At 65.8% G+C, this 14,187-nt stretch carries 9 protein-coding genes; all 9 read left to right on the top strand.

Annotated elements, in window-relative coordinates:
- The first annotated feature begins 52 nt into the window (after positions 1-52).
- The 9 genes from AB1460_RS23905 (at position 53) to AB1460_RS23865 (ending at position 14,082) form a co-directional block, all read left to right on the top strand.
- A complete protein-coding gene (locus tag AB1460_RS23905) occupies positions 53-1,069 on the top strand; it encodes a replication-relaxation family protein (RefSeq protein WP_368964251.1) in 1,017 nt (338 codons plus the stop codon).
- A gap of 39 nt (positions 1,070-1,108) precedes the next feature.
- Positions 1,109-2,035 carry an NlpC/P60 family protein gene (locus AB1460_RS23900; protein WP_368964249.1) on the top strand — a complete coding sequence of 309 codons (927 nt, stop codon included), beginning with the start codon at positions 1,109-1,111 and terminating at the stop codon, positions 2,033-2,035.
- An 87-nt stretch (positions 2,036-2,122) separates the two neighbouring features.
- The gene (locus AB1460_RS23895) at positions 2,123-2,407 is read left to right on the top strand and encodes a hypothetical protein (protein WP_368964248.1); all 285 of its coding nucleotides are present in this window, start codon (positions 2,123-2,125) and stop codon (positions 2,405-2,407) included.
- A 262-nt stretch (positions 2,408-2,669) separates the two neighbouring features.
- A complete protein-coding gene (locus AB1460_RS23890) occupies positions 2,670-3,362 on the top strand; it encodes a vWA domain-containing protein (protein ID WP_368964247.1) in 693 nt (230 codons plus the stop codon).
- On the top strand, positions 3,359-4,792 hold the full coding sequence (locus tag AB1460_RS23885; RefSeq protein WP_368964245.1) for a protein kinase domain-containing protein: 1,434 nt from the start codon (positions 3,359-3,361) through the stop codon (positions 4,790-4,792). The genes AB1460_RS23890 and AB1460_RS23885 overlap by 4 nt, the downstream gene beginning before the upstream one ends.
- Positions 4,793-4,808: 16 nt before the next feature.
- A complete protein-coding gene (locus tag AB1460_RS23880) occupies positions 4,809-8,102 on the top strand; it encodes a DEAD/DEAH box helicase (protein WP_368964244.1) in 3,294 nt (1,097 codons plus the stop codon).
- 109 nt (positions 8,103-8,211) lie between these two features.
- Positions 8,212-9,654, top strand: coding sequence for a hypothetical protein (locus tag AB1460_RS23875; protein WP_368964243.1), 1,443 nt, complete (start codon positions 8,212-8,214; stop codon positions 9,652-9,654).
- 121 nt (positions 9,655-9,775) lie between these two features.
- A complete protein-coding gene (locus tag AB1460_RS23870; RefSeq protein ID WP_368964241.1) occupies positions 9,776-12,004 on the top strand; it encodes a hypothetical protein in 2,229 nt (742 codons plus the stop codon).
- Positions 12,005-12,177: 173 nt separating this feature from the next.
- Positions 12,178-14,082, top strand: coding sequence for a hypothetical protein (locus tag AB1460_RS23865; protein ID WP_368964240.1), 1,905 nt, complete (start codon positions 12,178-12,180; stop codon positions 14,080-14,082).
- The last annotated feature ends 105 nt before the right edge of the window (positions 14,083-14,187 follow it).

Raw genomic sequence — 14,187 nt, 5'->3', positions numbered from 1 at the left:
CAGCCGCAGGCAGACCCCCGCCGATCCGCCAGCTGACCACCACGGAGTCCTCATGGTCGCCTACCCGCATCCCCAACGTGCCCTACGCGTCCCGCCCCGTGCCCCCGGCCGGGTCGTCGCCGACGCCGCGCTGGTCACCTACCTCGCCCGCCACCTCTCCCCCCGCGACCGGTGGATCACCCGGCTCGCCCACGAGCACCGAGTACTGACCACCCACCAGATCGTCGAGGCCGGCTGGTCCACCCAACGGGCTGCGAACCGCCGGCTGCTGGAGCTCTACCGCTGGCGGGTCCTCGACCGCTTCCAGCCCCTGGTCCCCGTCGGGCAGGGACAGCCCCCGGCGCATTACGTCTGTGACATCGCCGGCGCCAGCGTGCTCGCCGCCGAGGACAGCATCGAGCTGAAGGAGACCGGCTACCGCCACGCCCGCGCGATGGCGATCGCGCACTCGCTGCGCCTGGCGCACACGGTCGCCGTCAACGGCTTCTTCACCTCGCTGATCGCCCACGCCCGCCGCCCCACCCCACCCGGCACGCTGACCGCCTGGTGGTCGGAGACCCGCTGCCAGCGCGCGTTCGGCGACATCGTCCGCCCCGACGCCTACGGACGGTGGACCTCCGCCCGGGGTGAGATCGAATGGTTCCTCGAACTCGACTGGGCCACCGAGCCGCTGCACCGGCTCACCCTGAAGATCGGCGACTACGGCCGGCTCGCGACGGCGACGAGGATCAGTACACCGGTGCTGTTCTGGTTCCCCACCGCCGGGCGTGAGACCAACGCCCGGCGAGCGCTGGCCGCGGCGCTAGGCGGGCTCGACCAGCCCGACATGGTCCCGGTCGCCACCACCGCCGCCACCCTTGCCCCCGCCGACAGCCACCTCGATCCCACCCTTCCCCGCTGGCTGCCCCTGACCGCTACCCGCGGCGGCCGGTTCCCCCTCGACCAACTCACCTCCGCCTGGCCCCGGCTACGCCCCCCCGACCCGGTCGACGGCCGCTCAGGTGACACCTCGGGCGGGCCGGGCCTGCGTCCGCCCACGCCGATGCCCCCGAGCGTTACCGGGGGGTGAGCGGCCACGACCAAGTACCTCGCCGCCGCTGTCGCCGCCGTGGTCCTGCTCATCGTGATGATGGGGGCCGCCGCCGCGGGCGTGGCCGAACGCGTCCTGTGTCTGCCCGTCGTCGGCTGGTTCCTCGGCTGCACCAGTGGCGGCAGCCCTAGCAAGACCGCCCTCGACGACATCCCCGCCGACTACCTGAACCTCTACATGCAGGCCGCGCCCACCTGCCCCGGCCTGTCCTGGACGACCCTCGCCGCCATCGGAAAAATCGAGTCCGATCACGGTCGCAGTCGGCTGCCGGGCGTAGCCAGCGGCACCAACAGCGCCGGGGCCGCCGGTCCCATGCAGTTCCTCGCCCCCACCTTCGCCGACGTCGTCGCCCACCACCCGCTCCCCGGGGGTGGCGCGAACCCGCCGTCGCTCTACAACCCCCAAGACGCCGTCTACGCCGCCGCGGCCTACCTGTGCGACAACCACGCGCCAACCGACCTGACCGGGGCGCTGTGGGACTACAACCACGACGACGCCTACGTCGCCCAGGTTCTCACCCAGGCCGAGCAGTACACCTCGAACTACGGCATCGGCGCCGATACCGCCCCATCCGACGCCGGCTACGCCGCCGTCGTCTACGCCCAGGGCCAGCTCGGCATCCCCTACCTGTGGGGTGGGGACGGCCCGGCCGAAGGCGGCTTCGACTGTTCCGGGCTTACCCGGGCCGCCTACCTCGCCGCTGGGATCGGCCTGCCCCGCACCGCGCAGACCCAGTACGAGGCCGGGCCAGTGGTTCCGTCCGGGGAACCCCTCCAGATCGGCGACCTCGTCTTCTACGGCACCGCCACCAACATCCACCACGTCGCGATCTACATCGGAAACGGACAGATGATCACCGCTCCGGGGCGAGGCAAAGTTGTCCGAGTTGCGTCGTATAGGTGGGAAGGGGATGACTATTTCGGGGCGACAAGTCCAGGAAACTAGGATATTCGCACCAGATGCGACGGTCGGTCCGGAACATTCGAGCGCCGCATGCTCGCCCGGCGCCCTTGGCGCACGCACGATGACCAGATGGTTCGGGGCGAGCTGAACCGCCCACGCGGCGTCGACGAACATGCCGGCGGCCTCGCCCTCGGCCGACAGCGTGACCTCGGCCTGCCCGGTCACTGGGACAGCGACCAGCTCCACCGCGATCCCAGCCACCGCCATGTCCAACGTCACCGGAGGGTGTACATCCACCCGTACGACTCGATCCGTCACGGTCTGCATGCCTCAATCACCCACCGCAAGGACCTCCCCCACGTCGGCCGGGCCCGTGACGAGCTCGCAATGACTAGGTATCCGGTGGTTCTATAGCACCTAACTCCTAGTACCATGTCGATCAAGTCAATGAGGCCAGGTCGTGGTGCTGACCCCTCCCGAGAAGATCACGAACGACCCGAGTGCGCGCGGACCAGGAGCTTAGGTGTGTGCAGGGCGATCGCTCGCGATGCCGGCGCGGCAGTCGCCCTAGCTCGCTCTCGGTGGGCGTTAGCACCCGACTCGTAGGGGCCCCTCGTCGGGAGCTACGATTGCCGGCTTTGCTCAGATCAACCTTGAGGAGGTTGTGATCGCTCCTATGCATGAGCCCACGGGAGGGCCGGCTGCCGACCGTCCACGGGCTCCGGCGGCCCGTCCGCTACCTGTGCTCGTCCTCGCGGACGTGAGTAGCAGCATGGGCGAGTGGGGTAAAATCGATATTCTCAACTCCAGCATGGCGACGATGTTTCGGGCGTTCGCTGGTGAGCAAGCCGGGCAAATTCTGGTGGGCGTCATCACGTTCGGCGGCACGGTCGCACAGGTCCACGTGCGCCCCACCCCCGCAGCTGACGCGCGATGGAACGCTATGACCCCGTCGGGCGTGACGCCGATGGACCAGGCGTTCGACTTGGCACGGGAGCTACTCGAAGACGAGACGGCCATACCGCGACGACGGTCACGACCATGGCTGATCCTCTGTTCGGACGGCCACCCGACCGGGCCGGACGGGTACGCCAGCGACGCATGGCAGGGGGCACTGGACCGCTTACTTTCCTCTCCCCAGGGACGGCGGGCGCGGCGACTGGCGGTATCTATCGGTCCGGATGTCACAGCTGAGGCCCGCGCGGTACTCGCGGCGTTCGTCAGTGACCAGGCGTATCTGGTGGACGCGGAGAACGTGGAGCGGGTCAGCCAGTTCTTCGAGTGGGCAACACATACCGTCACCTCCGACGTCGGCGGCGGCATCCGGGCGCCCTCGTTCGATCCCTCAGATCTGGCGGACCGCTTGTGACCGCGTTGGGCGGAACGCCGGAACTGGTGGTTCGCGACGACCGCGGCCGAGCGCTGGTCTTGGAGTCGATTCCACTCGGGCGGGGTGGGCAGGGTCGTGTCCACCGAGTACGGAACAGTCGCCTCGCGGTCAAGCTGATCGATGGCGTGCGCTGGCGCCCCGACCTGGCCGACGATCTTATGGCGCGGCTGCGATCGATCAACCGGCTGCCGTTGGACGGGTTGCCTTTGTCTCGGCCGGTGGCACACCTTGTGGAACCCCATGTCGGTTACGTCATGGAGCTGTTGGAGTCAGTGGTGCCGCTGGGCGAGCTGGCTTCGGCGCCGACTGGTGAGTTGTCAGGGTGGTATCTGGATAGTGGCGGCCTCGCGCGCCGGCTTCGGGTGTTGACCAAGCTGGCCTGGGTTCTTTCTACCCTGCACGGGCGAGGCATCGTCTACGGTGACCTTTCTCCGACCAACGTCGTGGTCTCGGCGCGGCCGGAGCAGGACCACCTGTGGCTGATCGATACAGATAATCTGTCTTTTCAGGCTGATGCGGCCCGTCATATCGCCGGGACCCCTGGCTACGGGGCTCCGGAGCTGGCATCGGCGAAGGCCAGCCTTAGCACTTTGTCTGACGCGTTCGCATTTGCGGTGCTGGCATTCAAGACGCTCGTCGGGCTACATCCGTTCAGGGGCGATCAGTTCTTCGACGAAGATGACGATGATTACACAAGACTGGAACAGCTCAACGAATCCGCCGCGGCTTTCCGGTTACCCTGGGTGGATCACAGCAGTGAGACCAGCAATAGACTCAGCTACGGGATTCCCCGTAACTGGGTACTCGACGCGGCCCTGCGCCGGCTGTGCCGGGAGACGTTCGAGGAGGGCCTGCGATCCCCGCGTAACCGGCCAGGGATGTCCGCCTGGTATGCCGCGTTGTCCCGCGCCGCCGACGCGACGCACGCCTGCCCGAATTGTCAGCACACTTTCTACGTGGGAAATCGGGCCTGTCCGTGGTGTGGTATACCGGCACCATCGGTCCTGGTGGGACGGGTGTTCGCCCAGCTGACACGGCCCGACTTCAGCGCTGACGACGACCGGTACGAACCCGCGCTGGTGGACACTCGCGATCTCGTTGTCGTGGAAGCGGGAGGCTGGACGCCGATCCTTAGTCGCGTCGGCCACCTCGCGGCGCGCGGCGATCCTTTCGAGCCCGTGGCGAACGTCGGTTGGGACGGCGGCGACCGAATGAGTGTGCACAATCCTGGTCCTCGGTCGTTCCATCTTGTCGCTCAGGAAGGGCGAAACCGGCGGCGGCTGATGGCCGGGGAACGAGTGGACGTGCTCGTCCGGCCGGGTTCCACGACCTGGCTCCTGCATTTGACTGACCAGCTGACCGCACCGCATCGGTTGGCAGTGTTCGACGTGCACGCCTGGAAGCACTGATCGGGGAGGTGCGCGGATGAAGGTGGCGGAGGTCTCGCACGGACGGGAGTCCGAGGTCGAACTGGAGCCGGTCGACAGGCCCGACTTGCATCATCTCGACAAGCTTGCCGAGGTAGGGATCAGGCAATCCCGGCCGGACGAGCCGTGGCTGACCTACCAATCACGACCCGAGGCCGTGAGGGGCAGACGACCCAAAGACCGAGCCCTCCTGGACAATCTCTTCGGGCGCCACCAGGCCGTTCTCTCCTGGATCGCCGCGGTCTCGAACGACGGTAAATGCGCTACGGTTCACCTCCATGCCTTTGAGCAGGCGCAGCGTTGGGACGCCCAGAACCGCGTGGACATCGCGGTAGACGACAAGATCCACGACGACGTCGCCCGGCGCGTAATCGGATCAGCGCACAAGGCATCGGTGGACCCGCTGCCCTGGCTGCGCGAGGAGTTCCTCCTACCGTCGGGTCCCTCGGATGGCATGCCGCGGCTGATCGTGTCCGGCTCGGCCGACAACGGCCTATCCCTGCACGGGCGGAGATTCACCCTCGACGTCCGCCGCCGAGAAGAAGGCACTCTGTTCGCCGAGCGACTGACCCACCAACGGCCGAACACCCGACATGGCTCATTGACTCTCCTGACTGCGCCCGTCCATTTCACAGACGCTCGCCGCGCGACCAGGCTGGACGCCGAAGTTGCCGCACGATTGGCGCATATCGGAGCGCAGAGCAGGTCGTACCTTGACCTGTGGCAGCAGTACAACGAGCTGGAGCATGAGTACATACTGACGCGGGCGCGGGAACTCGGCGCTGTTTGGTACGCCTCACGGTCCGTCAACGCCGACGGTAGCTGGCGATTCCAGCTTGAGAAGAACAACGAGGCCCGGGAGTTTCTCCGGAAGGCCAGAATTCAGCGCGACGACCACGGTCTGGAGCTTGTGGCCGACGCCAACCCGCCGACGTTCGGATTGGACGACAGCGCCGTCCCTCGCCCCACCAATGCACGGGGTCCACGACGTCACGGTGCGACTCTGACGGGAAATCCGAAGGAGATCAATGCTGAGGAGTTGACCGTTGACCTGGCTCCGCCGAGGAGCCGGGACCAAGAGCGCCATCCACCGACACAGGGCTATCTCTACCGCGCCTACCGGGGCGACGAGGCACAGATCGAGCGCCGACGCCGCGTCCGCGACCGCATCGCCAACGGTCAGGCGGAGATGGAGGGTCTCCATCTGTTGCTCCAGGGAATCGTCCCCTCGCCCCGCGGAGGCAGGCGTCGGCACGCGGAGATGAGCACGGCAGCCAAAGCACTGTTCGGCGGGCCCGAGCCCACAGAGAACCAGCGCACAGCGTTGGGATTTGCCCTCAACACTCCGGACATCGTGCTGATCCAAGGACCGCCCGGCACGGGTAAGACACAACTGATCGCGGCTCTTCAACAGCGGCTGGTAGAGATAGGCGAGTCGGTGGAGACGGTCCAGGACAGTCTCCTGACAAGTTTCCAGCACTATGCGGTCGACAACGTCGTGCGGAAGATCCTGGTCCGCGGTCTGCCTCCGAGCCGCATCGACTCGCGGGACAAGGACCAGCCTGCCGAAGTCGCCGAGCGGTGGCGGCGCGAACGTGTCGCTACGCTGCGTGCCACCATGGCGCCCGAAAGCCGGGCGTGGACTCGGGTACGCGAGCTTGAGGACCTGGTTGTCGGGTACATCACGGCGCCACCCACGGTGACGGCCACGGTCGGCGTGCTCTCGGAGGTGGAGCGGCTGTCCGCCGAGCTGGTCCCGTTGCCGCTCCGGGAGCGAGTCATACGTCTGCGCGACGGGCTACGGGCACGTGCCGATGCGCATCTGGCCAGGGACGTCAACGTCACTCCAACACAGCGGCTGGTACGCGGACTGCGCTGCACGGTCAACGGGCACGCCGACGACGGCCCCGCCAGGGCTGTGGCGCTACTCAATGGCTTTCCCGACTGGCTGGCGCTTCCGGCGGCCAGCAGATCCGATCTGACCGAGGCATCCGCCGGTGCTGTTGACGACGCGCTGCTGGGCCGGCTACGAGTGCTGCGTGACGACCTGCTCGACCAGCTGGTCGCCGATACCGGACCCGCCGCGGCGCCAGCGGTCGACCCGGACGTGCGCGAGTTGCTGGAGGACGTCGTGGCCACGGCCATGACCGCCGTGCGGGAGTCGGCCAACGGCATCGACGTCGCGGTCTCGGAATACCTCGACGAGCTGGTCAACGATCCATACCTCGTCGAGCGCTCACTGATCGAGTACAGCACCGTGCGCGCGTCAACCTGTCAGCAAGCGGACTCGTCGCTCATGCGCGCGGTGATGCGCGACAGCTTGGTCTTTGACACGGTGATCGTGGACGAGGCGGCTCGGGTAAGCCCACTGGACATGATGATCCCGATGAGTCTTGCCCGTCGGCGCATCGTCCTCGTTGGTGACCACGCGCAGCTCCCACACATTTTGCAAAGCAAGCTCGAAGAGCAGCTGGATCAACGCGCCCCGGACAGCGGGCAGAGCGCCGTGGACTGGCAGACCGTGCTGCGCACCAGCCTGTTCCAGCGTCTCTACGTGATGTTCCAGAAAGCCGGGGCGGACGACCGGGTAATCCGACTGGATAAACAGTTCCGGATGCATCCCGAGCTCGGCAATCTCGTCAGCCGTAACTTCTACGAGTCCGCTGGACCTCCGATCGAGAACGGAGTCACGTCAGCGGACCGCCGGCACGGCCTTGCTGGCTATGGCGAACGGGCCGCGGCCTGGCTTGACGTCGGAGCCGAGTATGGCGAAGCCCGCAGGGTCGGCAAGAGCTGGACTAGGAAGGAGGAAGCGGCTCGTATCGCCCGGGAGATCAAAAAACTAGCGCATCAAGCGCCGAACTTGACCTTCGGTGTGATCAGCTTCTATTCCGAGCAGGTACACCTCATCAAAGAGCAGCTCGCGTTGCTGGATCTCGCAACCGAGACGAACGGCGAGTTCATCCCTGTCCCGGACCTCGCGCGGACACCGGACGGCGCCGAACGGCTCCGGGTTGGCAGCGTCGACGCCTTCCAGGGCAGCGAATTCGACGTCGTCCTGCTCTCGATGGTGCGCAGCACCGGAACGGATCAGCCGGCCCGGCTAGACCGGAGACACTACGGGCATCTCACGATACCCAACCGGCAGTGCGTGGCGCTGAGCCGCGCGAAGCGCCTGCTCATCGGAGTCGGCGACGCCGCCATGTTCGACCGGCATGTCGCACCGCCAGAGGTTGCGGCCCTTACTGACTTTCTGGAGATGTGTCGTGCCGGCAACATGGTCCGACCGTAACAGCCTCGTACTCGACCTGGTCGATAAGCCACCACCACCTCGTTGCCGCTGGCTGCTGTGGCCAGCCTGGCAGTTCCGCGTACACGCCCCCGTGGTCACCCAGACGAGCATGGACGTCTTCCAGCGCGCGATTCTTCGACTGTGCCGAGCTGGCCTCCGCCGACCGGACCTGCTCGGTCAGCGTCTATGCCTCGAACCGAAACTGTGCGAGCACATTCTCCAGCAACTACAGCACCATGGCTACCTCACCGACGATTACGAGCCTACGCGCAGCGGAATCGATGCCCTGGCCACCGGTGACATCGACCCGCTCGACAGCGTGGTCGTCTATGTCTTTCAAGACCCCTTCACCCGCCAGCTGTGGCCCTCCGCCGTGGACCGGATCTACCCCGGGGAGGTGCTCTGGCGGCGAGGGCAACGGCTGCTTGTGCGTGGCGATGCCGGTGACCGCAGGGAGTTCGATCTCGTGACGGTCCGGCCGCCCAATGATGCCCAGCCGCGCCTGCCGGAGGCGCTCGACATCCTCCAGGCGGTGCGTCATTTCAAGCTGCCGGAGCGCGACGCTCAGGACTTCGACATGCCGCGTGGCGACAGCGCCATCCGACGAACGTCGCTGGTGGACGACCGGCCCGAACCTGTCTGGCTGGCCACCTACCTGTTCGGTGAGTGGCGGTCCAAGGACACCTCGTTCCCCTGGCAAGCACGCGACCCGCTCGGGCCGCGTCCAAGCACGATGCTGCGGCGGCTGGTGATGGCCCGCAGCGAGGAAGACGAAACACTACGGACAGCCGTCGGCCGCCTAGTTGGCCAGCGGGAAGCCTCCCGTATCGAGGCGGCTAACCAGGCGAGGGCGGAGGTGCGTCGAGACGCAGCCGACTGGCTAGATCTCGAACTCACCTTGCGGATTCGTGACCACGAGAAGGTCCGCAGGCTTCTAGTCGATATGGAAACCAACTACAGGTTGGGTAGGGACGGGCCTGGCGGCACCGACTTCGAGAACGTCGCCCGTAACGCTCTGCGGGCCTTTGAAATCGTGTTTCGCCAGATGCTCCGCGACTATCCAATGGATTCAGCCGATCTGGCATTGTTTTCTAAACCCAAGAGTAATTCCAAGTCGCCAGCCCCGAACAACGCGAAACTCGAAGCCCAGAAGAGCCAAGTGGCTAATCTGGTCTCAGAACAAGCAAAAATCATAGGGATTGCTCGCAACGGGAAGCTGATGAGGCTCGTCGAAAGCAATTTCGCGGGGATCGGCAACGCGGCTCGTCAACCGGAGCGGGCGGACTTCCAGCCGAGCCTTCCAGCCTTGGTCCTCGCCACCCGCAACCACCCCAGCCACCCACTCGCCCGAGCCGCCCGAAACCACCCGGACATGATCGACACGCTCGTGACGATGGCTCTTCTACGCAACCCGACTTCCCATGAAGATATCAAGGACCTGGCCCAGGACGACGTTGAGCTGGTACGCGGCGCTGCACTGTCGCTGCTACCAATCCTGCTGGACATATCACCCCCTGTGAAGAAAGTGGATACCCCCCATGGCCCGCGGTAGATCAAACCAGTCAAGGCAGGGCCAGAACGGCCAGAGGTCCGGTCACGGCGGTAGACCCCCGGCCCCACCTCCTCAAAATCCTGCGCAGGCGGCGGCGGACCTGGTCGCGGAGGCTGGTAAAGTGGCAGCGATCGAAGGTATCGAACAGCCGGAGGACACGGAGGTTCCTCCTCCGGACCCGTCCTTGGACGAGTTGCGGAACGCGATCTCCGCCGCACGGCAGAGCAAAATCATCTATGAGAAGGCCGCGGACTCGGCCCGGCGTCGGCAGGACACAGCAGAGCAGGACTCGAAGCGGGCGCAGGACGCTCGCGACTCCGCGCATCGCGAGACCGAGGAGGCGCGGCGTCAGCTGCGGGAACTCCAGGAGCAGACTGCCACGCTGAAGGCGAGCAGCGAGGCAATGGATGCCCGGGAGCAGACCATCACCACGCGCGAGCTCGCCGCTGAAGCGGGTTTCCGTGAGCAGCAGGAGAAGGTCACCGCCGAACAGCGGCGCGAGCTGGACCGCGTCAGCCAGGAGATCAGTACCGCGTGGGAGGTGTTCGCGGCACAGCAGGATGAGGAACGGCAGCGCATCCGCGAACGCCTCGAACGCGAGCACGCCGACCGAACCGCTGATATCGAAGTCCGTGAACGCGACCTGTCCGAACAGGCCACCGCTTTCGCCAAGCAGCGCGGACAGCTACGGGCCGAAGCGGGCAGGCTTGAGGTCAAAGCGGAGGACCTCACCGCCGAACGCGACCGTCTCGAACTCCGAGTCCGAGCCGTCGCCGGACGGGAGCTGGATGATCTACGCCAGCAGCTCGCCACGGCCCAGGCACTGGTGGAGGTCGCGAACCAAGAAGCGGATCGGGTCCGCCAGCAGATGACCAAACGGGAGCGCGAATGGGCCGCGTTCGGCGGGCTCGGCGCACCAGATACATACCAGCGGCTCCGTGAGGTAGAGGACAACAATGCCGCTCTCCGCGACGAGCTGGCACAACGTCCCGCCATGGACGCCGTGCGTCATCTACGGGAGATCGCTGACGCGCACCGCGGCTGCGAAGCACAATTGGAAGACCTTCGGTACGCGAAGAGCCGGCTGGAGGCAGAGATCGGCGCGACCAAGCTCGGCGTCGCGGACCTGGAACGTTTGCGCGACTCTGAGAGCTCGTACCGGCTCATTATTGATGCGTACAAAGCGTCGGTACGCGACCTGGAAGATCGCTATGGAGAATTGACCGAGCGCAAGAGCCGGGTCAGCGCATTCCCCAGCTGCTCCCGGCTGGACGCCGACCCCGGTATGCGCATCCCCCTTCGTACTGCCGCCGACCCGCCGGACTTGGCCGATCTGGTCGGGCACGTGCAGAGCCTGATGGCACACGCGCCGGAGCCACGGCAGTACGACGACCGTAACGTGCGCAGCTTCCTGGCCGGACTTGCCACCAGCCACCTGCACCTACTGGAGGGGATCAGCGGCACCGGCAAGACAAGCCTCCCTCGTGCATTCGCGATGGCGATCGGCGCCGGCCACGACCTGGTCGAGGTACAGGCCGGGTGGCGGGACCGACACGACCTTTTCGGCTACTACAACACATTCGAGCGCACCTTCCATGAGACCAAGTTCCTCAAGGCCCTATACACTGCCGGACTGCCTGCCTTCGCGAACCGACCGTTCTTCATCGTCCTGGACGAGATGAACCTCTCCCACGTCGAATACTATTTCGCTGATCTGCTGTCGAAGCTAGAGAATCCGGACGGAAAACCGATCGAGCTGCTACCGGCGCCTGTCGGCGAGCCACCCCAGCGACTGGTCGGAGGGACTGGGATACGCCTCCCAGATAACGTCTGGTTCATTGGCACCGCCAACAACGACGAGACCACGCTGACCTTCGCAGACAAGACCTACGACCGGGCCTATCTGCTGGAACTCCCGGCCACCAGGGTCAGCGTCAAGACCGAGCCGCGACCAGCGTTGACCCCGCTGTCAACCCAGGCTCTGACAGTGGCTTTCGACCGCGCGAAAGCCGATCACAAAGAAGACGCCGAAAAGGTCCTGGCATTCTTCAACACCGATCTGCGTCCTGCTTTGCAACGGTTGTGCGGCATCGGCTGGGGCCCGCGGCTGGAGGAACAGACCCGGGCCTACGTAGCCGTCGTCCGCGGCGCCGGTGGCACGATGGAGGAGGCCGCCGACCACGTCTTGGCTACCAAGTTGCTCCGGAAAGTGCGGGGCCGCTACCAGATCCGCGGTGAACAGCTGTCGAACGTGAAGGACGTGGTGCTTCGGTCCTGGAAACAAGCTGGCCTGCGAGGCGATCCCGGCGCCAGCATCACCCTCCTCGCGGACGAAAAGCTCAAGCGCTGATGGCCCGACCGCAGTGGACCGACCGCTTGTCGGGAACGGTCAGACAAGCGGACTCCCACCATTCTCTGAACGGGCAACTGATCCTGACAGACGCGCCTACACCTGTCTACGTTAACGACCGGCCTGCCACCCCTGGGAACTACCTGGTGCCGGGTACCGGTAACCAGTGGAGCGTGTGGCAGTCTGAGAGCGGGTCCGAGGTCGGCAGCTTCGTCGCTGACGCTCGGCCAGACAGCCTTACCGCCTCGGGAGTCCTGGAGATCGCGCAGCACCTGTCAACGGCAGAGAACGATGAGGCTGGATGGGCCCACGTCGTGCCGCTGATCAAAGATCTGCGGGAACGACTTGAGTCAGAACCGCTGGAACTGCGGGCGCACGAGCAGATAGGCCACCTGCGGTCGGTCTGCTGGGACCCAGCCGACCAACTGGTCCTGATCGACGAACTCATGCCAGTACCCCGGGCTCGCCGCATCGCCCCACAGGCCGTCCGGCACCTGTCCCACCACAGCGAACACTGGCGATCGAGAACCTTGGAGGGCATCCGACCCGCCCGAATTCTTGCCAGCCGTCCCGAGGACGACATCGACCGGTACGAGAACCGGGTCGCCGCCCGGCTGGTCTTAAATCTGCTTTACCACGTTCGCACCCGACTAGCCGAGGCACGCAAACTGGACGCTCACATGGCTACGATCGCGGACGCACAACTCGCCTATCGTCCCTCGTGGCGCAATGCGGATCGCCTCGCCAGACTGCTGGGCCGAATGTTCGACGACTCGTCGCCGCTGCATGGCAAAGCGGCCGATCTCATCGACCTGCTTCGGACGTTGGAGCGTGAGCTGACCATGCTACTCGGCTCCCCCGTGCTAAGCGAACTCTCCGACGTCCCGGTCTCCCCGGGGCTACGTCCCACCAACCTGTTCACTAATGATCACCGATATCGGCAGGTCCGCGATCTGTGGGAACAATGGATCGCGACCCACAACTCCACCGACGTCGACCGGACCGACTACCACCAGCAGTTCTGTCATGCATTCGAACGCTACGCACTGCTGGTCGTCCTATGGGCAAGTCAGTTCCTCGGCATGCGTATCGCTACCGGTCAGGCATACGCACCTGGCGCTACGCTGACGCTGACTGGCCATCCGGCCGGTGATCACCTGCTGCGCCTGAATCCCGACGCGACCTTTACCCTCAGCCGGTCCGGCGTGCCGGTGCTCCGGATTATTCCGCTGGCGCACGCGCTCACCGGCACGAGTTCGGCCGAGGTGGTCGAGCGCTGCGTGGCAGCCGTCGAGGATGCTGTGGCTCAATCGGCGACGCCCACACTGGTCCTCTATCCAGGAAGCCAGGAGGAACGTGACCCACTCCCGCCCCGCCTCCGCGCCCGCGTACACGTCACGACCAGCCCAGCCAGCCTGGCCCCGATCAGTCCCGCCGAACTTGACAGCATCGAACGAGTCGCTCGCGCGCTTCGCTGGCACATTGATGGCGGATTGCTTCTGAGTTACCCACCGCGCCGCCCGACTTCAATCTACGCGGGTTCAGCTACCTCCTCCGGCTGGCTGAACCAGCGTGACCGCGAACTGCGAGCACTCCGCCCCCCGGCTAACACGGAATGGACCAACAGCCTCGCAGCGCTACGTGAGTCCATTAGAGACTCGTCGCGACGCCACGACGATAACACTGCCACGCAACTCCTACCCCTGGTCAATGAACTGCGGGACGCCATCACCACGTTCACGCACTGCCCGATATGCCGACAGTCCATTGCTACACACGACTTCGTTGCACGAAACAACGAGACCTTCTGGGCGCGCTGCACGGACTGCAACATCGATTGGGGGCTCCGCCAATGCGCGTGCGGCGGACGCTACCCAGTTCTGTCCAGCCGAACGGACCGCGACCGGCGTCCGGACCGTGATGACATCGACCGAACGGACCGCGACCGGCTTCCGGAGCTCGACCGAATTTACGGTAACGAACTCCTCGCGGAACCGTGCCGCCGGCCCACACCGGGCCAGCTTCCCTCCTTCATCTGCACTTCCTGCCGCACCTGCACCGCCCGCCATGACTGCTGACGGAGACTCTCCTGCCCCGTCCGGGGATCTCGAACCGCTGGCGTCCTCGCCTAACCCTCTGCGCCACGCGCGAGTGAGACACCCGCTGCGTGCAGGCCGGGTGGG

It is taken from the genome of Parafrankia sp. FMc2, from assembly GCF_041008525.1.
Classification (GTDB): Bacteria; Actinomycetota; Actinomycetes; order Frankiales; family Frankiaceae; genus Parafrankia.
Note: the sequence above shows the minus strand (reverse complement) of the source record. Positions and strands in the feature narration are given on the sequence as shown.